Source organism: Rhodococcus sp. NBC_00297 (assembly GCF_036173065.1).
Classification (GTDB): Bacteria; Actinomycetota; Actinomycetes; order Mycobacteriales; family Mycobacteriaceae; genus Rhodococcoides.
Map to the genome: position 1 here is coordinate 3,340,647 of NZ_CP108041.1, position 24,408 is coordinate 3,365,054.

Below are 24,408 nucleotides of genomic sequence, written 5' to 3' on the forward strand. Positions count from 1 at the left end.
CCCGATAGAATCAGGAGAGCAAATTAGTGAGCAGCATTACGCCGCACTACAGGACTATCACTCAACTACTTCAAAATCGTTCGTTCTCGATCGACGAGTATCAGCGAGAATATAAGTGGGACAAGAAAAACGTGGAGGAGTTGATATCGGACCTCCAAACAAAATTTTCTCAAGACTACCAGCCTGGCCATCTACCGAAGAATGCTAGCGAATACTCCGACTACTTCCTTGGCTCGATCATCGTTACGCGTCGTGCCGACAAAAGTTATTTGGTCGACGGTCAGCAGCGGGCGACTTCTATCACGCTGCTTCTGATATATCTCTATCGTCAGGCGACCGCGCGAAAGCTCAAAGTAGCCCCAAGGATTGAGCCGCTTATATTCTCGGACAACTACGGCGTTCTTAATTTTAATCTTGATATATCGGAACGGCTCGATGTTATACAAGCGTTGTTCGCTGGAAACGATTACAACGCTTCGGGTAAAAACGAATCGGTCCAAAACATTTTAGATCGATATCGAGATATTGAGTCTTCGGAACTTGCTGACGAACTGGGAGACGGGTTCGAGACTTTCATTTACTGGCTGCTAACTAATGTGGGCCTTATCGAGATTGCCACCGAAACCGATGAGCACGCGTACTCGATCTTCGAGACCATGAACGACCGCGGCAAACCTCTCAGTCCGGTCGATATGATGAAAGCATATTTGCTAGGTGGGATTGATGATCACGACGAGCGAACCTCTGCAAACACTACGTGGAAAAAGACCATTTCTGAGTTGATTTCTTGGGGGTCGGAACCGAACGCAGAACGCGATTCTGTATTTGTGAAGGCATGGCTGAGGTCACGATATGCGGAGTCGATCCGAGATGGCAAGGCCGGCGCCACCGATAAGGACTGGGAGCTCATCGGCACTGCGTTTCATCGTTGGATTCGTGACAACAGTAAACGAATCGGGGCTGGCACAAGCACAGAAAATCGAAAACTAATCCTCGACGAAATCCCCTTTTTTGCGCGTTCCTACACGCAAATTTTGGATGCGGCGAAAGCGTATACACCTGGTTGGGAGTCGGTTTTTTACAATGCCCACAATGACTTCACCTGGCAACCTACGGTCTTGCTTGCAGCACTCTCGCCGCTAGACGACAGTGACACGGCAGCCAAGAAAATGAACGCTGTCGCGACATACCTTGATATCTGGCTGATGCGTCGGACAGTGAACTACATCCGTGTCGGTTACTCCAGTGTCAGTTACACGATGTGGGGTCTCTGTCGAGATATACGAGATAAGTCCCTTACCGAGCTCGTCGACGTACTTAAGCAGAAGCTTCACGCGGGCGACGCCGATTTTGACGGCAGCCAGGTGCGCGGGCGTCTTGGGGTCACTGATTTACGAATGAACCAGTTCAGCCGGCGGTATATTTACCACTTTTTGGCGCGTATTACATCCTACGTTGATGTCGAGTCTGGGAAGCCGGATATTTTCGATAAATATGTTGATCGCAAAGTTAAGAATTCTTTTGACATTGAACATATTTGGGCAGACAAATACGGCCGCTACGACGATGACTTCGATTCTCGAACGGATTTCGATAATGCGCGAAATAACATTGGCGGTCTGCTGCTACTCCCCGCTGATGTAAACCGCAGCTACCAAGATCGACCTTTTGATCAGAAGGCCCCACATTATGCGAAGCAAAACCTTCTGGCCGCTAGCCTCACATCGTCCGCTTACACTCATCAACCCCAGTTTGCGCAGTTCGTACAGCGCGAAGGTTTAGGGTTCAGAGCTTACGATCAGTTCGGTTTGGCAGAGCAGCTCGAGAGACGCAAGTTGGTGTTAGAACTAGCGAAGCGCGTCTGGGACCCGGAGAGGCTGGAGGCCTTCCGCGCCTGAGAGCTGAGGCGCTCGAATATTCCGACACCCTTGAGCAAGCGTTGTCCACTGAAGCCGCAGACGACGCACGGCAGTGATCCCGCTGAAGCTGAGTCGTCGGCCCACCGATCAACCGGACCGAATGTAAGGTCTTCCGCACTTTGAGCTCTGAACTGTCAGGGGCTACTGCAATACTCGACGTGAACGTCGGAGGTAGGCACGAGGCCGTCTTCGACTAGAAGGAGAACATGCATGAGCGACGTGCCCCAACAGGCTGCTGGCAAAGACAACGGCGTTGACACGCGCCCCAATGAGGAGGGTGAGAGTAGCTCAGATGCGTTGGAGATCGCTCCAGCCACGACCCTCGTCGAGGTGACGCCCGGTGTCGCAGTCGTGTTCGGTGAAGTCCCCCAAGGCCTAGAGCTCATCAGTCTCGATCTGATACCGGCAGTCGACCGAACTCAGCTCGCGACTGTTCTGGGCTCGATCGGCAACGTCGGCACGCTTGTGGCAAACGTTGCGGAGTATGCGTCAGGCTTGCAGGGCCTCTTCAAGGTCAACGATGCGACGATGTCGCTGTTGAAGAGCGGTGGGGAGATGGCGGGAAAGGACGGTGCGTTACTCGGAGCGATCTTCAAGGATGGCGTGATAGTCGGCCAGGCACGCTTCATCCCGGTTTCGATGACGGCCGCGTCGGCCGTCGCAGCGATCGGCCCCGCTGTGGCCATGATCGCGCTCCAGATGCAACTCGGCGAGATTTCGGGTCTCGTCCGCACCAATATTGCGCTCACCACACAGGCACTGAAGACCATTCGGAATGATCAGTGGGCCGAACTCGAGGGACTCGCAGAGGCCGTCGATGAGGCAAGCCAGGAAGCTCGCGAACTCGACACCATTACCGAGTCAGTGTGGGAGCCCATCGCTCCCAGCGGTCCAATGATCCGCAAACAGCTCAAGATGTACCGAAAGAACGTGGTCGGACACATTGACGAGCTTGGGAACCTGAATGGGCGCGCCCGCCGTCAGTACCTCGAATTTAATGCTGAGGCAATTGTATTCGACATTCATGCGCTACTCATTTCGTTGAAGACACATGCGGAATACCAGGCTATCCGTGCTGGCCTCGCGCGAACCCGAGGTGCCAACGACGAGAAAGAGGCGCAGCTCTTCGACTTGATCGTTCGGGACCTGCCTACGGAGATCAGTGAGTCGCTTCGCCAGATCAGACTGCTCACTAATTCACTCACACGCGAGTTGCGAATCATCGCGGAACTCCCTGGGCGGGCTGCGGTTCCACTCACGAAGAAGCGCACAGACGCTAAGGCCTCGCGACTGACGTGCGAGCGCCTCCTCAAAGCCATCGAGCCCCTCTTCACCGTGCTTCATCCCGGAGCGAACGTACCTGCCATTCCGCAGACAATATGCGCGCCCGATAACCTGGACCTCGAGCCGTACCTGAACGTTCTGCGGTGGTTTCTTGAGGACGGCGAGACTCTCCGCAGCGTGGCGTTTCCCTACGAGGTCGGCAGTCACAACCTCACGGGCGTGGTACCAGCGATCCTCGCCAGGCGAATAGACGCAACCTGGGATGCACTTGCTGCAAGCAGGACGGGGGCGGTGGTCGAGAAGTTTGCATCGAGCACCTTTGTAGCAGTCACCGACCACCGGATCTTCACCGCCGACCCGAAAACCTTGCTGCGGCAGGGAGTGCTCGGCTCGATCTATACTCTAGACGAGGTTAGGTATGTTCGCGCTCGAACAAAACATAGCGCGAGCGTGAGGGCAGCTATCAGCATCACCACAGAGCACCGCGACGTCCAGTGGATGTTCCCAGCCGATGCTGTCGACGAGCACGTAGACGATTTGGCCGCGATCATCTTAGATGGCGCTTCAGATGTGCCCAAAGAAACGGCGGCGGTCGAGCGTTCGGCCGCATCAGTAGACACTGTTGGTCGCTAGACTCGGCGAGATGGCTGGAGTCCCCGGCCGTGAACGCGGCGGCCACGACGGATGATAAAGCGAGGTGAACAACCTGAATCTCTCTTGGTTCTGTAAGGCTTCCAGTTGGGGCAGTTCGTTGGCGGTGAGGCGAGACTAGTGAAGCGTCTGTTACTCGATGCGGGGTCGTGAGCCTGCTGTTAAGTGCAGTCGACCGGGAGTTGTGTAATCGACCCATTCGGCGGGGCAAACTCACCGTTGGCGACCGTCCGGAAGGGTCCGAAAGAGAAGACCATCTCCCAAGGCACTGTTTTGTGCAGTTTCTTCGTCGACTTGATCAGTACTTGTCGTATCCCGACTGACCCGGCTGCGGCGATGTATTCGAGTGCCAATCTTCCGTCAACTGCAGTGATGTACATCCGTTCCTGGGCACCCCAATGATGCATGAGCTCAGAAGCTTGCAGCGGATAGCATTGCCGTCGGCGTTGCCTTAACGCCAGGTCCACTGACTTTGAGGTGGAGGCGTGCCGGGTGACGATCCGGCGGCTGAAGATGACGAACACCTTGTGCACCCACCGCGCCTAGGTGTGTCAACGTACAAAGTCCACAACCCAGACGCGGGTTTGGTTCTCTGGCCTGGAAATGCGGGACCGCTGGCAACCTAGTCCGCTCCCGTCGTAGCCCCCAGCAAGTCCCGCACCGTATTGGCCACGCTGATGAACTCCGGCTTCTCCATCGTCGCGCTGTACTCCCTGTGTGCCGGGAGGTCCACGTCGAGGATATCCACGATCCGCCCCGGCCTCGGGCTCATGACCACCACGCGATTTGCGAGGTAGACGGCTTCGGCGACGGAGTGGGTGACCAGCATGACCGTCGTCCCGGTCTCCCGCCAGATGCGGTGAAGTTCGACGTTCATCTTCTCGCGGGTGAGAGCGTCGAGGGCGCCGAATGGCTCGTCCATCAGCAGCACCTCGGGCTCGTGCAGCAACGCACGGCAGAGGGAGACGCGTTGTTGCATGCCGCCGGACAGCTCGTGGGGGAGTGCTCCCTCGAAGCCCGTCAGGCCGGTCATCTCGATCAGCTGGTCGGCCTTCGCTGCGGCGGCCTTCTTGTTCATGCCGCGCATCTCGCCCTGGAGCAGGATGTTCTTGCGGACGGTGCGCCATTCTAGGAGTGCTGCGCGCTGGAAGACGTAACCGATGTTGCGCTGCGGTCCCTTCACTTCGCGGCCGGCGAGTTCGACAGAGCCGCGGGACGCGCCGGTCAGGCCGGCGACCACCTTGAGCAGTGTGGACTTGCCGCAGCCCGACGGGCCGGCGATGGAGACGAACTCACCCTGGCCGACCTTGAGGTCGACGTCGGACAACGCGGTGACGTCGCCACGCTTGGACGAGAACTGGACGGTGAGGTTGTCGACCGAGACGGCGGTGTCGGTGACGGTGGTGGGGCGTTCGTGGGTGATGGCGCTCATGTCGTCGCTCATTCCTTGCTGGAGGTGAAGGAGGAGTCCCAGTACTTCGACGGCTCGGCTCCGACCTCGGTCAAGCCTGCGTCGCCGAGGATGGAGATGGTGTTGGTCCAGTCCTCCTCGGCGTTGACGCCCGGTGCCTGGCCCTCGGTGTTGGCGGTGGTGAGCAGCGGGATGGTCTCCTGCCACTGCTGCAGCAGCACCGACTCCGGCGGGGTCTGCGGGTCCTTGCCCACCATGGCCTTGACGGCCTCTTCCGGGTTGGCGATGGCGGCTTCGAACGATTCGGTGGTGGCGTCGACCATGGCCTGCACCAGTTCCGGGGAGCTCTCGATGGTGGAGGTGTTGGCGATGAGGCCGTTGCTGAAGAAGTTCAGGCCCTCGTCGGAGTAGCGGAGGTAGCGCATCTCGCGGCCCGACTTGTTCGCGATGTTCGGTCCCTGGTCGTGCGCGAAGCCGATGAGGCCGTCGACCTGACCGGACAGCATGGCGGCGATCTTGCCCGCGGAGTCGAGGCTCTGCTGCTGCACCTGGTCCTCGGGGACGCCGGCGCGGTCGAGGAAGATCGGGAACGTCGTGGTCGGTGCGTCACCGGCGGAGACGGCGATCGTCTTGCCGGCGAGGTCCGCGGTGGTCTGGATGGGGCCGTCGGCGTAGACCTGGACGGCCGACGGCGTCGTCTGCAGGAAGACGCCCAGGCACTTCACCTTGACGCCCTTGTCGATGTTGGACATGACGGCGGCGGAGTCGGCCCAGCCGAAGTCGGTCTGGTTCGAGCCGGCGGCCTGCGCGGTCTTGGTCGAGCCCTGGCCGGCGGTGATGGTGAGGTCGATGCCGTGCTTGGCGAAGATCCCTTCCTGCACGCCGTAGTAGAACGGTGCGTGCTCGCCGTAGGGGTACCAGTTGAGCATCAGCGACGTCGCGGTGGTCTCACCGTCGGCGCCGGGAGCCTTCTCCGCACCGCCACCGCCGCCGCCACATCCGGCGAGAGCGAGCGACGCGGCTACCGCAGCCACGAGGGCAGTCTTGAGCTTCATGGATGTCTTCTTTCGAGGAGGTGTGAGTGAGGCAGCCGGGTCACACTGCGCCGACGGACGCGGTGGAGCGGCGCGATGCGTGCCAGGGGATGAGGAACTTCTCGGCGATCTCGATGACGAGGAACAGCAGGATGCCGAGCAGAGACATGATGATGAGGGCGGCGAACAGCATTGCGGTGTCGATGTTTCCGTTCGCCTGGAGGATCACGTAGCCGAGTCCCTCGTTGGCGCCGACGAACTCACCGACCACCGCACCGGTCACGGCGAGCGTCGCCGCGATCTTGAGGCCGGACATCAGCTGCGGCAGCGAGGCGGGAAAGCGCACCTTGCAGAACGTCTTCCACTTGCTCGCGCCCATCGTGGACGTCAGTTCGAGGATCTCCGGGTCGACGGACCGCAGGCCCGCCATGCCGGCGATGACGATGGGGAAGAAGGCCATGAGGACAGCGACCAGGATCTTGGGGCTGGCGCCGAAGCCGAGCCACACGACGAACAGTGGTGCGATGGCGATCTTCGGGATGACCTGGGCGAAGAGGATCAGCGGGTACATCGTCTTCTCGATCGACGACGAGTAGATCATGATTACCGCGACGGCGATACCGACCAGGCCGGCGATGACGAAGCCCGCGATGGTCTCGTAGGTGGTCACCCAGGTGTGGCCGGCGAGGTAGGACGCGTTGCCCACCATCGTCGACCAGGTGTCACCGGGAGACGGAAGGATGTAGGGCGCAACCATTTCGGTGGTCGTGACCGCCCACCACGCGACGACGAGCGCAGCCACGAGAGCGAGAGGCCGCCACAAGCCGGACCAGGTGTTGCGGAACGAGGGAAACCGTCGACGACGCGTCGGCGCGGGATGCGGTGCCGACGGTGCAGCGAGTGGGGCCTCGACCGACGTTGTTACCGCCATGAGGAGTCCTAAAGCTAGTAGTGGTGCGGGTCCGACTACTCCCGCTGGAATGCGCTTTCCGAAGCTGCGGCCGAATCTAATGTGATCGCGCCCACAGTGTCAAGGAAAACGGACAACTACCTGCTCAGGGCGCTGCTCGCGCGCAGGACGACCGTTCCCGGTGCGTACTCGTGCGCGTCGAGGGCGCGGTCGGACGGGTCGAGTGCGAGCCGTACGGCGCGCACGCCGATGTCGACGAGAGACAGCGCGACCGTCGACAAGCTCGGGACATGGTCTCGTAGGGTGGGGATGTCGTCGAAACCCGCGACGCAGACTTCGTCGGGAACGCTCAGGCCCAGCTCACGCCACGCGGCGATGGCTCCGATGGCCATGACGTCGGTGACGGCGAAGACGCACGGGGGAGTGCCGTGACCGGGCGTCAGTTCCAAGGCGGCCGCGAGGCGTCGTGCCGCGCTGTAGCCGCCGTCGCGAGAGAAGTCGCCGGCCACCTCGATCTCCGGGGTGATGCCGTGGCGGCACAGCGCTTCGACGAATCCGTTGCGACGGTCCGCGGACGTGCGAATGTTGCCCGGGCCTCCGATGATCGCGAAGCGCCGATGGCCGTGCTCGTACAGTGCTTCGGCCAATGCTGCTGATGCCGAATGGTTCTCGGGTTCGACAGCCGCACCGAACGGCATGGGCTGACCGATGACGACGACGCGGCCACCGTTGTCCCGATAAGCCTCGAACTCGCGTTCCAGCGCGCGGTCGAGGTCGCCGCTTTGCCTCGACCCAGCGAGGATGATGGCATCGGCACGGTGGGAGATGAACGTGCTCACCGACTGCCGCTCGATGGCGAAGTCGCGCTCGGTGCTCGCGAGCAGCACGAGTTTGCCGGCGTCACGTGCCTCGTTCTGCACGCCGCGGACGATGGAGGAGAAGTACGGGTCGGCGACGTCGTGCACGACGAGACCGATCAGCCCCGTTGATGACCGCGCCAGGGCCTGGGCCTGGGCATTCGCAATGTAGCCGAGATCGGCTGCGGCGGCACGCACTCGGTCGGCGACGCCCTCGCCGGGCACTCTCGACGAGCCGTTGAGCACTCGCGATGCCGTGGCCTGGGAGACGCCGGCCGCTGCTGCCACGTCACGCAATCGCACTGCCGCCATGCTCGCCACCCCCACGAAATCGTTGCGGTCTACCGGTACCTGTTGACCGATCGACCCCGACAGCATAGCTTGGAAAGCGCATTCCGAAGCTGACTTGCCCCTCGACGCGTGCAGGACTTTCCGCCGCACCGTCTCCCGAGGCCCTCGCGCGCCTCGATCCACTCGGTCGTGCACTCTTCAGACCTGACTGCCGAGCAGTCAGAAAGGCCATTCGATGTCCCACCCCACCCGAACCCTGCGCATCGCCATGAACGGCGTCACCGGTCGCATGGGCTACCGTCAGCATCTCCTGCGTTCCATCCTCCCCATCCGCGACGCCGGCGGATTGCTGCTCGCGGACGGCTCGCGCGTCCAGGTCGAGCCGGTGCTCGTCGGTCGCAACGAGGCCAAGCTGCAGGAACTCTGCGCCCAGCACGGCATCGCCGACTACACCACCGACGCCCAGTCGGTCATCGACGATGCGTCGATCGACATCTACTTCGACGCCCAGGTGACCTCGCGTCGCGCGGAGGCACTGTCGTCGGCGATGAAGGCCGGCAAGCACATCTTCACCGAGAAGCCGACGGCCGAGACGCTGACCCAGGCCATCGAACTGGCCCGCATCGGACAGAACGCGGGCGTCACGGCCGGCGTCGTCCACGACAAGCTCTACCTCCCCGGGCTGGTGAAGCTGAAGCGACTGGTCGACGAGGGCTTCTTCGGACGCATCCTCTCGCTGCGCGGCGAGTTCGGCTACTGGGTCTTCGAGGGCGACGGCCAGCCCGCGCAGCGGCCAAGCTGGAACTACCGCGCCGAGGACGGCGGCGGCATCGTCGTCGACATGTTCTGCCACTGGAACTATGTGCTCGAGGGCATCCTCGGCAAGGTCGAGACCGTCACCGCCAAGGCCACCACTCACATCCCGACGCGGTGGGACGAGCAGGGCAACGAGTACGCCGCTACCGCCGACGACGCGGCGTACGGCATCTTCGAGATGCAGAACGGGGTTGTCGCGCAGATCAACTCGTCGTGGGCCGTGCGCGTGTTCCGCGACGAGCTGGTCGAGTTCCAGGTGGACGGCACTCATGGCTCCGCTATCGCGGGACTGCGCAATTGCGTCGCCCAGCACCGTTCGCACACTCCCAAGCCCGTGTGGAACCCCGATCTGCCCGTCACCGAACCCTTCCGCGACCAATGGCTCGACGTTCCGGCCAACGCCGATCTGGACAACGGCTTCAAGCTGCAGTGGGAGGAGTTCCTGCGCGACGTCATCGCCGAGCGCCCCCACCGCTATGGCCTCCTGTCCGCCGCGCGCGGTGTGCAGCTGGCCGAACTCGGCCTGCGTAGTTCCGCGGAGGGCCGCCGCCTCGACGTGCCGGAGATCTCGCTGTGACCGCCGTCGACTCGCGCCTCACCATCGCGCTGCCGGGCCACGGCTCGTATCAGCTGAGGGAGCCCGGTGAGTGGACGAAGCCCACCTCCCCGATCACCTCGCGCATCGCTTACGCAGCGGCACATGTCATTCCGCGTACGACGGGTGACAACACTCCGGGCGCACCGGCCGACATCGACTGGGACGCCACCCTCGCCTACCGGCACGAGCTGTGGTCCTACGGACTCGGTGTCGCCGACGCGATGGACACCGCCCAGCGCGGCATGGGCCTCGACTGGACCGCGACCGCGGAGCTGATCCGACGTTCGGGTGCCGAGGCTGCCCGGGTCGGCGGCCTGCTTGCCTGCGGCGCCGGAACGGACCAGCTCGACCTGTCGATGCTGCCGTCGGGTCGGGAGGGTCTCGCCCGTGTCCTCGACGCCTACCGCGAGCAGATCGCGGTGGTGCGGGAGTCGGGCGCCAAGGTCATCATCATGGCGTCCCGTGCGCTGGCGCGGGTGGCGTCGTCACCCGACGATTACCTGTCCGTCTACTCGACGCTGCTCGACGAGGTCGACGAGCCCGTCGTGTTGCATTGGCTCGGAACGATGTTCGACCCTGCGCTCGAGGGCTATTGGGGCAGCGCGGTGGTGGACGAGGCGACCGCGACGTTCCGTGGACTGATCAAGGCACACGCTGCGAAGGTCGACGGTGTGAAGGTGTCGCTGCTGGACGCTCAGCACGAGATCGCTCTGCGCGCAGCCCTGCCCGACGGAGTGCGCCTGTACACGGGGGACGACTTCAACTACCCGGAGCTCATCATGGGCGACGGTGAGCACCACTCCGATGCGCTGCTCGGTATCTTCGCCGGCATCTACCCCGCGGCGTCCACGGCGTTGCAGGAGCTCGATCATGGCAACACGGCTCGGGCAGAGGAGATCCTGCGGTCGACGCAGGAACTGGGCCGACACATCTTCGCGGCACCCACCTACTACTACAAGACGGGCATCGCGTTCCTGTCGTGGTTGAACGGGAAGCAACCCGGCTTCTCGATGGTCGGCGGGTTGGCGTCGGGCCGCAGTGTGGAGCATCTGACGCAGTTGTTCGTCCTGGCGGATCGTGCTGGGCTGCTGGCAGACCCGGCCTTGGCCGTGCACCGGATGGGCGTGTACCTGGAGCTGAACGGGGTGTCGGCATGAGTCTCGAGCGCCTGTCTCTCAACACTAAGACGGTGAACAACTGGACCTTGAAGGAGGCCGTCGAGGGTGCTGCGCGGGCGGGACTCGGTGCTATCGGGCCGTGGCGTGACCGCGTGCAGGAAGCCGGGGTCACGAAGTCGGCGAAGATGATCTCCGATGCCGGACTGCGGGTGTCGACCCTCTGCCGCGGTGGATTTCTCACGGCCATCGACGACGACGGGCTCGACGACAACCGTCGCGCACTCGACGAGGCGGCCGAGCTCGGGGCTCCCGAGCTTGTGATGGTGATGGGCGGGATCCCGGATCGCGACCTCATCGGTGCGCGGGCACGGGTGTCCGAGCGGCTCGCCGCGTTGGTGCCCTACGCGCTGGAGCAAGGTGTGCGGATCGCGTTGGAGCCGTTGCATCCGATGTTCGTGGCCGATCGAGCGGTGATCTCGACGCTGGGTCAGGCACTGGCCATGGCGGAGCCGCATCCGGTGGAGGCGGTGGGCGTCGTCGTCGACACGTTTCATGTGTGGTGGGACCCCGACCTCGAGGCGCAGATCGAGACGGCGGGAGAACGCGGACGCATCAGCTCGTACCAAGTGTGCGACTGGCTGGTGCCGATGGAAGCGGACCCGCTCCTGTCCCGCGGGATGATGGGCGACGGGGTGATCGACTTCGCCACCATCGGGCGGTGGGTCGAGGAGGCCGGGTACCGCGGTGACGTGGAGGTGGAGATCTTCAACGCGGCGATCTGGGCGTCGGATGGTGATCAGGTGATCGGAAGGATGGTGGAGAGGTATCGCGAACTGATCGACGCACCCGGCAATTAGGAAGAGGCGATCCGCTAGGTCCGTTGCCAAGACGTTCTTGGCTACTCACTGGAGCAGACGCGTGAAAGCTAGGATGCTCTCGACGTCTACTTGTTGAAGAAATGGAGCGTTGGGTGGAACCACGTGCACTCGCCGACATCATCTCGAAACTGTCAGCGCAACAACCGGTCACGGACGCACTCGAAGCATCGATGCCCTTCCCTGCTGATCCCAATAGGAAGTACGCCAGTCAGCGCGAACACCTCGTCGGTTGGTTGAGTGAGTACGATGGGCCGGGTTTCTACGGACGTAAGAACCCGGGGAAAGACGCGAAATACGCCTACAACCACTTCAGGTGTGCGCCAGGACTGGTGTGGCTTGCAGAAGCGCTTGGTGAAGACTCGAGTCGGCTCGAAGCGTCTTCCGATGCCATCAAGAAGGCCGGGCGTAACCCTTCGTCGCAATGCGCTGCGCATAGGAAGATAGTTCCGTGGTCACGCATCGAGGAGCTCCTCGAGCAGCACCAAGGTGATGTGAGTTCAACGAGCAGGGTGCGACGCTTGACGTCCAGACTCCGACCACGCACTTCCTGACAGGGTCGCACTAGTTCAGCGAACCCATCTCGCTGTTGGCGGGTTTGTGATTAGGGGGTGTGGACGAGGCCCTCGGAATTCCTACTGCGGCCGGTTCGTGGGAGCAGGCCCTCTATGTGCTTTCAGACTGCCGACGCACTTCGTTGGTGTCATCTGTCGAGAACGAGTCTCTACGCGGAATGCTGTGAAGCGGGGGCACGATCTTCCCGCGCGGGAACCCCGTCAGGTCGCCATTCGCAACGCCCGAGCCCGTGCAGCGAGGAAGAAGGGGATCGCGGTGCCGATCCCCACGGTGAAGGTCATGAATAGCGCTGCCCACCACCATCGGCGGATCCCGAGTCGACCCGACTCCGGCAGCGCCCACGCGTGGAACGCGACGACGACGAGAATCAGATCGACCATCGCGAACTTTCCGGGCACCGTCGACCAGATTTTGCCGACGAAGAAGTCTGCCACCGAGCGGGTGCCGTGCTCTCGGACGTAGGGGATCGCGATGGCGTTCTGGGCGATGCCGGCCACTGCGGCAATAGCCATCAGACGGCGTTCCTCGGACACGGTCACGGGGCTCCTTCGATCGGGGTGATCACCGTTCTACCCGCGGCTCCGCCAATCTCCTGACCGCCTCGCCGACGACGAGACGATGCCGCGCGATCTCGTCGTCGTCCCACCGCCGATGGGCTTGCTGGTCGAGGTCCGGTGTGGTGAACCAGCTGAACAGCACACCGAAAATCAACGTCATCAGATCGGTTGCACTCCAATCGGAGTCGACGTATCCGTCGCGCTGAGCCTGCTCGACCTCGCGAACACGCTCACTCATCACCTCGGCGTGTTCGCTCGCGGGGAGATGGCCCTGCAACTGCGCCCAGAGCAGCATCCGGTGCTCGTCCTTCTCACTCGCGAGGCGGGTGAAGGCATCCATGGAGTACCCGGGTAGATCGCGTGGGGTGAAGTGCACGGACTCGACGAACCGCCGGAAACCAAGGTCCAGTACCGCGCCGAACAGCCGCTCCTTGTCGCCGTAGTACGCGTACAGGCGCTCTTTGCTGGAGCGAGACGACTGTGCGATCCGATCGACGCGAGCGCCGGCAAGGCCGTGCTCGGCGAACTCGCGGCGTGCGGCATCGAGGATTCGTTCACGCGTGTCAGAGGCGGCGGGGGAGATGGGGGTGTCCGACTTCACACGCCGAATCCTACGCCAACCAACTAGTTCGTTTGACCGTGTCGGACCGCGACGGTACATTTTCGAATCGTCGAACAGACATTCCACCGCTTACCTTTCCCAGGACCGAGGCACGCCCGTGACCAGCACGCCCGACATCGTGTCGTCAGAGAACGACGCCAATCCGAACTACGAGCGTCGTTGGCTCGTGCTGTGCATCGTCGCCATCACTCAGCTGACGATCGTGCTGGACGCGACCATCGTCAACATCGCTCTGCCGCAGGCGCAGGAAGACCTGGGCATCAGCGACAGCAGCCGCGCGTGGGTCATCACCGCCTACGCGCTCGCGTTCGGTGCGTTGCTGCTGCTCGGTGGCCGCATCGCCGACTACTGGGGCCGCAAGCGGTCCTTCCTTGTCGGCATGGCGGGATTCGCGATCGCCTCGGCCATCGGTGGCCTGGCGCAGGAGGGCTACCAGCTCTTCATCGCCCGTGCCGGCCAGGGCGTCTTCGCCGCCCTGCTCGCCCCCGCTGCGCTTGCCATCCTGACCACCACGTTCACCGACGAGAAGGAACGAGCCAAGGCGTTCGGTGTCTTCGGTGCCATCGCCGGTGGTGGCGCTGCCGTAGGCCTGCTGCTCGGCGGCGTGCTCACCGAGTACGCCAACTGGCGCTGGTGCCTGCTGGTCAATGTTCCCGTCGCGATCTTCGCGGCCGCCGCCGCCATCCCGTTGGTCAAGGAGAGCAAGGCTGAGGGCGACACGCGGTACGACGTTCCCGGCGCGATTCTGGTCGCCCTCGGGCTCGGCTCACTGGTCTACGGGTTCACCGAGGCTGAAGACGGCTGGTCCAACGTCTCGACCCTCAGCTTCATCGCGCTGGGCATCGTTCTACTGGCCGCGTTCGTCGTCGTCGAGTCCCGGTCTGCCAATCCGCTTCTGCCGCTTGGCGTCCTGCTGGATCGAGACCGTGGGTCCGCCTACCTCGGTTCGGCCATTATCGGCGCCGCCCTTCTCGGCGGCACCTTGTACCTGACCTTCTACTTCCAGATCGTGCTCGGATTCAGCCCCGTCGTCGCCGGAGTCGCCTCCCTCCCCATGACCGGCGGCATCATGATCACCGCCGCCGCAGCGTCCGCATTGATGCCTCGCGTGGGACCGAAGCCGTTGATGGCTGCCGGCCCCGTCATCTCGGCCATCGGTCTGGTCCTGCTCACTCAGATCGGCGTCGACACCTCGTACTGGACGCACGTGCTTCCCGGAGTGATGCTCCTCGGGCTCGGGCTGGGTCTGCTCATGGTGCCGATGCAGAACGTGGCCCTCATCGGGGTCGCCGATCACGACGCCGGCGCTGCCAGCGCACTCGTCAACGCAGCCCTGCAGATCGGTGGCGCCTTGGGAACCGCCGTCTTCACCACGATCTACACGTCCGCCAAGTCGTCCTACCTGTCGTCGAACATCGCGCCCGTGCCGCCCGCCGGAGTGCCCCCGGAGGCCCTGGCGTCGCAGACCATGCCGTCCGATTCCGAGCTCGCTGCCCTGCCGGAACCGATCCGCAACTTCATCAACTCCACCATCGACTACATGTTCTCCGCGGAGGTCTCCGGATACGCGCACGCGTTCGCGGCAGCGGCGATCATGGTTATCCTGATCACGCCGATCGTGCTGGTGCTGGTTCGTGCCCGCAAGACCGACCTGCCGTCCGGCGACACCCCGGTTCACATGGGCTGACTCGAGCCGTTCCTACTGTCGAGGAACGACCGCAGAAAAGCCGCGCACGGCGTGACGCCGGTTAGGGTGCTGTGTGCGCACTCTCGTTCTGTGGGGCGCCCTTGCGGGCGTCGTGATCGGCTTGGTTTTCCTGGGTGTCGAAGGGTTCGCACTTTATCGTGATCAGAGCGAGGTGATCTACGACGGCGCCTACGTGCCGTTGCGCGGTGTCGAGATGACGAGGAGCTACTCGACCACCCTGACGCTCGACCACGCCGGCTCTGGATGGTGGAACGCGCTTCCGGTTCCCTGGTGGAGTTATCCGGTGATCGGGGGAGCAGCCGGGGCCCTGGCGTCCGCTGCGGCTGGGTGGCGGGGACTGCGCATCACAGGACGTGGATGACTCGCGGTCAGCGTTAGGTCCTCGACTGCGCGCAGAGGTGGATAGGCGTCGACTGCAGGGCATCATGCCTGTCGAGGTAGCTCGTCTGCGAAGTCGAACGAACACCCGAGCCGATCGGCGGCTTCAATGCCACCAGCATCGCGCACCCAGGCGACACATGCCCCGGCCGCGAGCGCGAGATCGCGGCTGAACAGGTACCCGTCGGTGCAGTCGTCGAAATGCCCGTCGTGGTGCCATCTGTCGAGAATTAGTCCCTGTACCGAATGGCCCGCGAAACGAAGCGTGTGCAGGATGCGGCGCGACCGGCGCACCATCACCACCCCGTCGTCGAGGCGGTGAAGCTGCGCGGTGATGAGCTCGATGTCGTCGAGCTCATCGTCGGGGATGTCCGTGTTGGGGCCGAGATCGATGACGAGACCGGCGGGTTCGTCCTGCATCGACTCGACGAGCCATGCGGTCATCGCGTCCCACTGGTCGACCTCGAGCAGGACGCCCGTCGGCGTTTCGAGACTGATCAGCAAAGCTGCGGCATCGATCTCCGCGGCCCACACTTGCGTGGGCCCGTCGTCGTGAAAGAACACCCGACCAGTGTCGTCGACAAGCCCCGGCTGCTCGTTGAACCGAGACGTGTCAGTTGTGCCGTCGACATGGTGAGTGTGAATGGACCAGCCGCGCATGTCCTCGTCGGTGACCACGACATAGCGCGTGAGGAGATCATCCGACGCGAACTGCCAGCGGGGGAGTGCCGGGGTGGTGTCCATCGATGTTCAGGCGTCGCCGAGTGCATCCGCGAGCATGTGCATCGCGACGGTGACCGAGAGCGCTCGGACACTCGCGCGATCACCGGGTAGCCGCAGCGTCCGCGTGACGGTCGGTCGGCCCGTGGCAGCGATGCCGAAGCACACCGTGCCCACGGGCTTGCTTTCCGTTCCGCCACCCGGCCCCGCAACTCCGCTGGTCGAGACGGCGACATCGGCGCCGACGCGGTGCAGTGCTCCTTCGGCCATGCGGGCGGCGACGGGTTCACTGACGGCGCCGTGCTCCTCGATCATGGCGGCGGGGACGTCGAGTGATCCGATTTTCACCTCGTTGGCGTACGACACCACGCCGCCGACCACGTAGGCCGACGAGCCGGCCCGATCGGTGAGCCGGGCGGCGATCATGCCGCCGGTGCATGATTCCGCGGTCGCGATGCGGCGGCCACCGGATCGAGTCGCCACGATGTCGTCGATGGTGGAACCGTCGGTCGAGAAGATCTGCGCGCCATGGTGTTCTTCGATGAGTGCCAGCACGTCGGAGTAGGCGGCGGCCGCGGACTCCTCGTAGCGGGTGACCATCTCGAGCTCACCGCGCGACAGGCAGGTCGTGATCGCCAGATCGCCGAACCCGGCAATCGAGCTCTCTGCGGTGCGCAAGGTCGCGGCGAGGTCGGCCTCCGACAATCCGTAGGCCCGGATGGTGTTTTCGGTGACCGACGTCCTCCGCGCGAGCACTGCGGCGACGGGTGCGCTCTCGATCGCTTCCGGCCACATCGACTGCAGTTCGGAGGGCGGGCCCGGAAGGATGAGGACCGTGGGGAGGGTCCCCAAGTCGTCGGCCATCGCCACGCCCGGTGCCGTGCCCGTCGGCGAGATCGACTGCGCTCCGGCAGGAACCATCGCCTGCTTGCGCACCCCGGCTCGTAGCGGCTCGGAGTCGGCGACGCTGCCGAGCCGACTGCGCCAGCGCTCGACGACGGCCGTGATGCGGCCTTCGAGTTCGACGTCGAGGTGCAACTCCCGGCCGTAGAGTGCGGCGACGGTCTCGACGGTGAGGTCGTCCGCAGTCGGGCCGAGGCCTCCGGTCGTGATGATGAGGTCGACGTGCTGGTCGGCGAGGAACTGGACCTGGGCCGTCAGATCGGCCGGCCGGTCACCGCACACCGTCAGGTGAGCGACATCGACCCCCATCTGCAGGAGTTGCCGCGCCACCCAGGGGCCGTTGCGGTCGCTGACCCGCCCGGCCAGAACTTCGCTACCCGTGACCACCACACCCGCGCGAACTGCCATGGTTCGACACTACGGCGGCCGCGGTCAGCCCCTATCGGGGGCCATGGCGCCTGATCTTCGCAACACCAGTGCCCGCGGACACAAGTCGGCGCTCGGGATCAAGTCACGGAGCTCAAATCTTCAACAACTATATTTCGCCAAGATCGTCCGACCGTCCGTGCGGGACCCAGCTCATCGTATCGGCCCACTTTCTACGTTCATCGCTAGATCTTCTAGTCCTGCGCATACTGGCGGTAATTGAATGCAGAGACGCAATAAGGAAACAGGTGGCTGTCAATATCGTCACCGTCGCGATCGAGCTCCAAAGGAGACGCCGTCCGTTCGGTATGGTCCCTGCCCAGGTATGGAAAGCAATGAATATCCAAGCAATGCTGACAGAAGTCAGTACCACTTGGGTAATCCGAACACCAGTAAGGACAGGGCCGTACGTCCGGTGGGGGCTGGTTACGCTCAATGCGGTAGATGAGATAAGCAGTATCGCAGCTAGTAAAGCTGCGAATGGCGTCGACGCTGTCCACAAGTCCATGGCATGTGTCTACACCTGATGTACGACATCGTGTTCTGACTTGGTCGGCTAATCTTGAATCGGCCTAGGAACGAGTCGCGACTTGCGACCGTTCGGCTGCAGTCCTGCTCGACTACAAACTCGCAGAATCACGTCATTCCTCACATGCGCCATGGTTCGTGACCGACTCGCTCAACTGCACGGGCCCGATGCCCTTATTCAGCGCCCAGAGCAGTAGCGCGCACCCCAGCCCGGACAGGAGGAGCCCAGTCCCGAACATGGCGGCGTAGCCGAAGGCCTGACCCACCACGCCTGCAGCGAGTCCGGCGATGCCCTGCGAGAAGACGACGGCGCACGCGAGAAGGGTGTAATCGGTTCCGGCGTAAACACGTTCGGAGGCATCCATCATGAGGGCGAACAGCACGACGGTCGCGGCGCCGCCGAAGACGTGCTCGCTGGCGCTGGCGGTCACCACAAGGGCGAGCCCGCCGATGTCGAGTGCCGCGGCGACGTAAAAGCCGAGCGCGAGGGTCTGCGTGATGCCCGCGACGAGCAGGGCGCGTCGTCGGCCGAAGCGTGTTGCGTACCAAGCACCCAGGGCGGCACCGGCGAGCGCTGCCCCGGATGCGACGCCGCCTTCGAGGAGCGCGATCTGGCCCAGGGAGAGTCCGAGGTCGGAGAGGAACGGACCGACGAGGGCCGACCCCATCGAGTTGCCGAACTTGTAGGCGGCGATCAGGCCGATGAACGCCAGGACACCTGGTCGGCGCAGACGAACCCACCACGTTCCGGCGAGGCGGACTGCGGTCGTCGACTCCGCCGGTCGCGCGTCCGCCCTGTCGAGTTGGGTGCGGAGCAGGAGGACCGGGATCGTGGACGCGACGATCAACACGGCCATCGCGACGAACAAGGCTCGCCATCCCGCGAACGAGAACAGCCACAGCAGTACGCCGCCGCCGACGATCATGCCGATGCGGTACGCCCCGAGTTGGATCCCGTTGCCCACACCTCGGTCGCGTGCATCGAGTAGTCGCACGGCGAGCCCGTCGGTGACGATGTCCTGCGTCGCAGACAGAACGTTCACCACCGCGATGCCGACGAACAGCCACTGCAGGCCGGACGTGAGGTCGAGGCAGGCCAGTACCAACGCAACTGCTGCCGCGCCGAGTTGGAGCGAGAGCAGCCACCGTCGTCGACTTCCGTACCCGTCGACATAGGGCGCCCAGAGGAACTTCAGTGCCCACGGCGCGAACAGCACTCCGCTCGCGCTGATCGCGACCAAGGAGTAGCCGGACCGCCGCAACACCACGGGCAGTGCCTGGGTGAAGAAGCCGAAGGGCAACCCCTGCGCGAAGTAGAGGGCGCCGAGCAAGGCGAATGTGCCGCCGACGATGCCGGAACGGGGGACGCGTGCTCTGTCGGTCGTCGACACGGTGGAAGTCTGGCGTATCCGTCGGAATCCTGCTTCTCGGGCGGGCGGGCGGGCGGGTGGGGTAGGAGCGTGGTCGTCACCGGCCGGGCCCGGACGACAGTGACGTGGACACTCGTTCACATGGCAGTTCGTCGGCTCCTCCATGTAACGAGGTTCGGGACAGAGGCGACAAGACGGACGTAGTGCTGACGCAGTGGTGTGTCGTCGTCCGTTGTGAGTTGAGGAAGCCTTGTATCTGAAGCGAATGCTGTTCGTGCCTGCCCTAGCCGTTGTAGTACTCGCTGCGTGCAGTTCACCGTCAACCGAAACGTCTGCGTCGGAAACTGCCGGCCCCAGCGAGATGTCTACCTCGCCGGAATCGACGGCCAACCAGGCCGGACCAACGTTCGATCGATCGATGGTGCGAACAAAGTCCGTCACGAAAGAGGCCAAGGGCGGTCAGTCGAACATCCGATTCGTTGCGGACACCGTCGACTACGAGGACATCGTGTCGCTGACCGATCAATGCGTGAAGTCCTACCTGGCGGACACGTCGGCTGCCTATTGCTACGGGTACGCGAACTCCGCGGACTACGACATCACCGCTTTCGACTGGACGCCGGAGTCTGACCAGGACATCTACGGCACTGGCAGGCCGTGTTGGATCATGTACTCGGGGCAGCCCGTCGCCGGTGCTGACGGGCGGACCGATACGTCTGCGATAGCGACTTCCTACATCGATCAGTGCCCCGGTGGTGTCGAGTTTCCAGACCCGGACGGCTCACTTGCGGACTATCGGGAGAAACGCGAATCCTCCCTCGCCGCTGCATCGAACATTCGCCGTCGTGACGCTTGCGCGCTGATCGACACCGACGCGCTGACCCGCAATGGTTTCAACGCGACGCTCGGCGACGTCACTGACGACCCGACCGCCTATATCCCCGACGGTGCCACCGCCTCCTGGGTGTGCTCGACCGCAGAAGGCGAAGTCGGGTTCACAGCGACCGAATTCGCCGATCCGGCCGCTGCGGCAGACGACGTCCTGTCGGCAGAGCTGGCTACCAATGACTTCCTTCTCGAGGCCGGTCGGCTGATCGCCCTCGACGGCGGCAGCGCCATCGTCAACGACGAATTCGGTCTCGTCGAGGCGGCATGGTCGGTGGGGACGGTGAGCTTCAGCGTCACGATGTCGTCCGTACCGGCGACTCCCGGGCTCGCCGGTGGACAGAGTGAATCCGAACTGGCCGATGCGATCACATCGTTGTCGTCGTCCGCAGCTCAGCGCGTGGCGGCAGACGCATGGTGACTCGTGATCGCAACGTCTCGGTGGGACGGACTGCGTCGACGTCCGACAGACCTCGATGGGTCATCAGAACATCAGCGTGCGTCTTCGTGGTTTTCGCTGTCGCCCTGACAGGCTGTGGCCACAGCGTCAGCGGAAGTGCCGACAGCGGTTCCGCGAGCCCTGCCAGCGGCGGGAATACAGCGGACGCTGCCCCGTTGGAGGACGCCGCGCCTATCGGTGCCATGCAGAGCGTCGACGATGGTGGCGTGCTCACGAGAGTCACTGTCGAGAGCCTCTCATCCGCGCAGCCTTCGACGTACGGTCTCCCGGCCGCCGGTGACCTGCAGCAAGTCACCGTCACTGTGGAGGGCGTGGACGGCACTACGAACGTCAATCCCCTGTACTTCACGGCACGGGCGTCTGACGGCACGGCGTACGGGGCCGCACTCGGAACCGTCGACGGTCAACTTCTCGCGGGAACTGTGTCCGCCGGAGACCGCATCAAGGGTGTTGTCGCCTTCGACGTGACGGGTCCGCCGATCACATCTATCCGGTACAACGGTGCTCTGGGTGAGGAGTTGGCACGATGGGTCGGGCAGTCCGCGCCCGGTAACGCGCCGGCGCCGGTGCCGAGAAGCGGGGCTGGGCAGAGCGGAACCATCCGGGGCGACCTTGATCTGCCTACTCCGATGACTGTTCCGTCTTGCGATGGCACCGGGATCGTCGTTCTGTATTCGGCGACAGCGCCCGGCTCCTACGAACAGGAGGTGTCCGAGCAACTGTCCCGGAACTCGGGTTCTCGGTACTTGCGGACGGACAATTCGTGCCCGTCGCTGCGCCAGGCAACGGCGGAAGGCAATGCGATCTACGCCGTCTACCGCGTCGCCGGGCGGACAGAGTCCGAGATCTGCGCCGCAGTCAGCGCCGCTGGGGGCGGCGCGTACGGAAAGTGGTTGGACGAGTCGACCGATCCGAGCTACATCATTCCGTGCTAGTACGGAAACTCTGTGCAATCGGCTCGGCCGATGCACGATGGCTCACATGATTGAACCGATATCGGACGCCGACCTCGACCGTGTCGTCGCTGCCGTCGCGGCGTTGAAGCCGGAACCCCGGAAGCGTAGATGGGTGAGCGTCACGTTCTGTGTTCTGGATGCGGTCTGGAGTATCGGATCGCGCTACGACTCGACAGTGGTGCCAGTCGTGAAGCGGGTGGCGAACGATCTCGGAGTTCACGAAGCCTCCGTGGAGAATTCTGCGCCGGCCACGGCAGATCCCGTTCCGCTACAGCGCTTCTTGCACAACTATGACGTGGACAGTTTGACGGGTCGCACGAATCGGCAACGAACCTCGACCAGTGGGGGCGCCCTCAAGTCGGAGGCGGCACTCGAGTACGCGCGAATCCTCGTCCACCACGGGATTCACACGATCGATGACGCCAGAAGCGCGCTGACCGACCTCGCGTTGTTCAAGCGTGTGCAGGCGGACCTGAGGGGTGTCGCCGGAGATGGGTCTCACGGCATCCGACGAAGTTACTTCTGGATGCTGGTCGGCGACGACTCGCGTGTGAAACCGGACCGAATGGTGCTGCGCTGGTTTGCTTCCCACCAGCTTGATCTGGAGCCCGATCAGGCAGCGCGCTTGATTGCGCGAGTGGTCGAGCGACTCAACTCCGCCGCGGATGGGTCTCGAACCACTGCCTGGGAAGTCGATCACGCACTCTGGAACGCGGGGCGTAAAATCCCAGCTGCGCGAGCGCGGCGGTAGCCCGGCCCGCCTGCGCAGCACGCTCACACGGATGTCCGCCGCCCGCCTTCGAAGTCGAGCGGGGCAGCCTGCAGGTGCCGACCCCTCGGCGTCCCGTCGACCAGCTCCCCGTCCTGGACGACGACGGTTCCTCCGACGAGCACGGTGACGGGCTTCCCTCGAAGCGTCATGCCCTGATACGGCGTGTAGTCGGTGGCCATGTGGAGAGCATCGACGTCGACGGTCCATTCGACGTCCGGGTCCCACAGTGCGATGTCCGCGTCGGCGCCGGGCATCAGCGTTCCCTTGCGAGGGAAGAGCCCGTTGGTCTTGGCCGGATTAGTCGACGTGAGCTCGACGAACCTGCTGGCGGTCAGGTTCGAGTCGCGCACATACCGCGAGAAGATGACCGGCAGCCTGGTCTCCACTCCCGGTAGCCCGTTGGGCATGTGGCGGACATCGTGGCTGTGGACCACCTTCTGCGCTGTGTCGTAGCAGCAGTGGTCGGATCCGATGGTGGTGATGTGGCCGGTGAACAGGTGCTGCCCCAGTTCCTCGACTGCGTCTGCCGACCTGAGCGGTGGGCAGCACACGAACCGTTCGGGGTTCTCGCCGCCGTAGGCGCTGTCGTCCAGGATCAGGTGGTGCGCCACCGACTCCGTGAAGGCGACCAGTCCGCGGGTGCGCGCATCCGCCACCAACTCGACTGCCGCCGCAGTGGACTGGTGCACGAAATAGACGGGCGCGTCCTGAGACTCCGCGATCGCCAGAATGGCGGCAACGGCTGCCGTCTCGGCAATCTCGGGTCGCGTCATCGACATGTGGGCCGCGTCGATGTGCTCGGTGGCGGCCGCCGTCGTCTGCGAATCCGTGACGATGGCGTCCGACTCGCAGTGGATGATGACCATTCCACCCAGATCGCGAGTGGTCTGCATGGTCTTGAGAATGGTGTGCTCGTTCGCCATGGTCTCGCCGGCGTAGGTCGTGAACATCTTCACGGTGCGAATGCCGTCCTGCGCCATCGTGGCGAGCTGGTCCGCGGTCGTGTCGTCCCAGTCGACGACGCACGCGTGCAGGGCTGAGTCGCACAGGCCGTCGGTCGCCTTCTGCCGCTGTTGCTCTGCGGCATCGAGCGGGGACTGACCGGGCCGCGGGATCGCGAAGTCGACGATCGTCGTGGTGCCGCCGAACACGGCAGCCGTCGTGCACTCGCGGTACGAGTCGAGCGACGTGAACTCGCCCGACGTGAAGCCGACGTGGCAGTGCGGGTCGACGCCTCCGGGCATCACCAGCTTCCCGGTGGCGTCGACGACCTCCGCTGCTGGGTCCACGTCGGCGCCGGGAGCAAGAACGGCGACGACAGTGCCGTCGTTGATCAGGAGATCGGCGGGCCCGTGCCAGTTCGACTCGACGAGGGTCCCTCCTCTGACCACCTTCATCGCAGCGTCGCCCGGTATGCGAGCCACCCGCCGAGCTCACTGATGTCGGTGACATCCGAGCGGTCGAGCGCCTCACGGCGCATGCGCATCGAGAGGGAGCCACCCCCGTCGGCGAGTTCGATGACGCCGAGCTCGAGCTCCTCGGGTTCGCGGGGAAGAAGCTCTTCTCGGAGAACGTCATACTCCACCTCGTACAGCTCACCGGGTACCGCGTGACCGCCGGAGGCCACGGGGTGCAATCCGGGGAATTCGTTTCGTACGGAGAAGAACTGGTACTTCGGTGCGGTGACCACCGGGCCGAGCAGTCGCGCCCGGTGAAGGGCGTCGTTGAGTGTTCCTCCGGACATCGCCTGTCCGTTGACGAACATCGTGACCAGTGCCATGGG

At 63.7% G+C, this 24,408-nt stretch carries 21 protein-coding genes; 10 read left to right on the forward strand and 11 right to left on the reverse strand.

Annotated features, from left to right (window positions below; translation table 11 throughout):
- Positions 1–26 precede the first annotated feature (26 nt).
- The gene (locus OG947_RS15735; RefSeq protein WP_328812286.1) at positions 27–1,898 is read left to right on the forward strand and encodes a DUF262 domain-containing protein; all 1,872 of its coding nucleotides are present in this window, start codon (positions 27–29) and stop codon (positions 1,896–1,898) included.
- Positions 1,899–2,129: 231 nt separating this feature from the next.
- Positions 2,130–3,836, forward strand: coding sequence for a hypothetical protein (locus tag OG947_RS15740; protein WP_328812287.1), 1,707 nt, complete (start codon positions 2,130–2,132; stop codon positions 3,834–3,836).
- A gap of 640 nt (positions 3,837–4,476) precedes the next feature.
- On the opposite strand, the gene OG947_RS15745 is transcribed toward OG947_RS15740, so the two are convergent.
- From OG947_RS15745 to OG947_RS15760, 4 genes are all read right to left on the reverse strand, one after another.
- Complete coding sequence (locus tag OG947_RS15745; protein WP_328812288.1) at positions 4,477–5,286, reverse strand: ABC transporter ATP-binding protein; 810 nt, start codon at positions 5,284–5,286, stop codon at positions 4,477–4,479.
- An 8-nt stretch (positions 5,287–5,294) separates the two neighbouring features.
- Positions 5,295–6,320 carry an ABC transporter substrate-binding protein gene (locus OG947_RS15750; RefSeq protein ID WP_328812289.1) on the reverse strand — a complete coding sequence of 342 codons (1,026 nt, stop codon included), beginning with the start codon at positions 6,318–6,320 and terminating at the stop codon, positions 5,295–5,297.
- A gap of 40 nt (positions 6,321–6,360) precedes the next feature.
- Positions 6,361–7,230: an ABC transporter permease gene (locus OG947_RS15755; protein WP_328812290.1), complete on the reverse strand. Its 870-nt coding sequence runs from the start codon at positions 7,228–7,230 to the stop codon at positions 6,361–6,363.
- Between the two features lie 116 nt (positions 7,231–7,346).
- Positions 7,347–8,378, reverse strand: coding sequence for a LacI family DNA-binding transcriptional regulator (locus tag OG947_RS15760; RefSeq protein WP_328812291.1), 1,032 nt, complete (start codon positions 8,376–8,378; stop codon positions 7,347–7,349).
- 214 nt (positions 8,379–8,592) lie between these two features.
- Here OG947_RS15760 and OG947_RS15765 point away from each other — a divergent pair, with 214 nt between their 5' ends.
- Genes OG947_RS15765 through OG947_RS15775 form a run of 3 tightly spaced genes read left to right on the forward strand, consistent with a single transcriptional unit; the run spans position 8,593 to position 11,746 of the window.
- Positions 8,593–9,750, forward strand: a complete 1,158-nt coding sequence (locus OG947_RS15765; RefSeq protein ID WP_328812292.1) for a Gfo/Idh/MocA family protein — start codon at positions 8,593–8,595, stop codon at positions 9,748–9,750.
- Entirely contained in the window at positions 9,747–10,928 is a 1,182-nt protein-coding gene (locus OG947_RS15770) for a dihydrodipicolinate synthase family protein (protein WP_328812293.1), read from the forward strand. Before OG947_RS15765 ends, OG947_RS15770 begins: the two co-directional genes overlap by 4 nt.
- The gene (locus OG947_RS15775; RefSeq protein WP_328812294.1) at positions 10,925–11,746 is read left to right on the forward strand and encodes a sugar phosphate isomerase/epimerase family protein; all 822 of its coding nucleotides are present in this window, start codon (positions 10,925–10,927) and stop codon (positions 11,744–11,746) included. Before OG947_RS15770 ends, OG947_RS15775 begins: the two co-directional genes overlap by 4 nt.
- A gap of 794 nt (positions 11,747–12,540) precedes the next feature.
- Here OG947_RS15775 and OG947_RS15780 read toward each other — a convergent pair.
- On the reverse strand, positions 12,541–12,852 hold the full coding sequence (locus tag OG947_RS15780; protein WP_328814043.1) for a DUF2834 domain-containing protein: 312 nt from the start codon (positions 12,850–12,852) through the stop codon (positions 12,541–12,543).
- A 49-nt stretch (positions 12,853–12,901) separates the two neighbouring features.
- Complete coding sequence (locus tag OG947_RS15785) at positions 12,902–13,498, reverse strand: TetR family transcriptional regulator (protein ID WP_328812295.1); 597 nt, start codon at positions 13,496–13,498, stop codon at positions 12,902–12,904.
- A 118-nt stretch (positions 13,499–13,616) separates the two neighbouring features.
- On the opposite strand from OG947_RS15785, the gene OG947_RS15790 reads away from it, so the two are divergent.
- Entirely contained in the window at positions 13,617–15,206 is a 1,590-nt protein-coding gene (locus tag OG947_RS15790) for an MFS transporter (RefSeq protein WP_328812296.1), read from the forward strand.
- Between the two features lie 73 nt (positions 15,207–15,279).
- Positions 15,280–15,588, forward strand: coding sequence for a hypothetical protein (locus tag OG947_RS15795; RefSeq protein ID WP_328812297.1), 309 nt, complete (start codon positions 15,280–15,282; stop codon positions 15,586–15,588).
- A 62-nt stretch (positions 15,589–15,650) separates the two neighbouring features.
- Here the strand turns inward: OG947_RS15795 and OG947_RS15800 are convergent, their stop codons facing one another.
- The 3 genes from OG947_RS15800 to OG947_RS15810 form a co-directional block, all read right to left on the reverse strand.
- Complete coding sequence (locus tag OG947_RS15800; RefSeq protein WP_328812298.1) at positions 15,651–16,349, reverse strand: hypothetical protein; 699 nt, start codon at positions 16,347–16,349, stop codon at positions 15,651–15,653.
- Positions 16,350–16,355: 6 nt separating this feature from the next.
- Entirely contained in the window at positions 16,356–17,636 is a 1,281-nt protein-coding gene (locus tag OG947_RS15805) for a competence/damage-inducible protein A (RefSeq protein ID WP_328812299.1), read from the reverse strand.
- A 659-nt stretch (positions 17,637–18,295) separates the two neighbouring features.
- The gene (locus tag OG947_RS15810) at positions 18,296–19,573 is read right to left on the reverse strand and encodes an MFS transporter (protein ID WP_328812300.1); all 1,278 of its coding nucleotides are present in this window, start codon (positions 19,571–19,573) and stop codon (positions 18,296–18,298) included.
- Positions 19,574–19,970: 397 nt separating this feature from the next.
- Between OG947_RS15810 and OG947_RS15815 the strand changes: the two genes are divergently transcribed.
- The 3 genes from OG947_RS15815 to OG947_RS15825 are packed head-to-tail and all read left to right on the forward strand — an operon-like array spanning position 19,971 to position 22,604.
- A complete protein-coding gene (locus OG947_RS15815) occupies positions 19,971–20,858 on the forward strand; it encodes a hypothetical protein (RefSeq protein ID WP_328812301.1) in 888 nt (295 codons plus the stop codon).
- Positions 20,852–21,832 carry a DUF1942 domain-containing protein gene (locus tag OG947_RS15820; RefSeq protein ID WP_328812302.1) on the forward strand — a complete coding sequence of 327 codons (981 nt, stop codon included), beginning with the start codon at positions 20,852–20,854 and terminating at the stop codon, positions 21,830–21,832. Before OG947_RS15815 ends, OG947_RS15820 begins: the two co-directional genes overlap by 7 nt.
- 46 nt (positions 21,833–21,878) lie before the next feature.
- Positions 21,879–22,604 carry a hypothetical protein gene (locus OG947_RS15825; RefSeq protein WP_328812303.1) on the forward strand — a complete coding sequence of 242 codons (726 nt, stop codon included), beginning with the start codon at positions 21,879–21,881 and terminating at the stop codon, positions 22,602–22,604.
- Between the two features lie 23 nt (positions 22,605–22,627).
- Here the strand turns inward: OG947_RS15825 and hydA are convergent, their stop codons facing one another.
- On the reverse strand, positions 22,628–24,022 hold the full coding sequence (hydA, locus tag OG947_RS15830) for a dihydropyrimidinase (protein WP_328812304.1): 1,395 nt from the start codon (positions 24,020–24,022) through the stop codon (positions 22,628–22,630).
- Positions 24,019–24,405: an allophanate hydrolase-related protein gene (locus OG947_RS15835; protein WP_328812305.1), complete on the reverse strand. Its 387-nt coding sequence runs from the start codon at positions 24,403–24,405 to the stop codon at positions 24,019–24,021. The genes hydA and OG947_RS15835 overlap by 4 nt, the downstream gene beginning before the upstream one ends.
- Positions 24,406–24,408 lie beyond the last annotated feature (3 nt).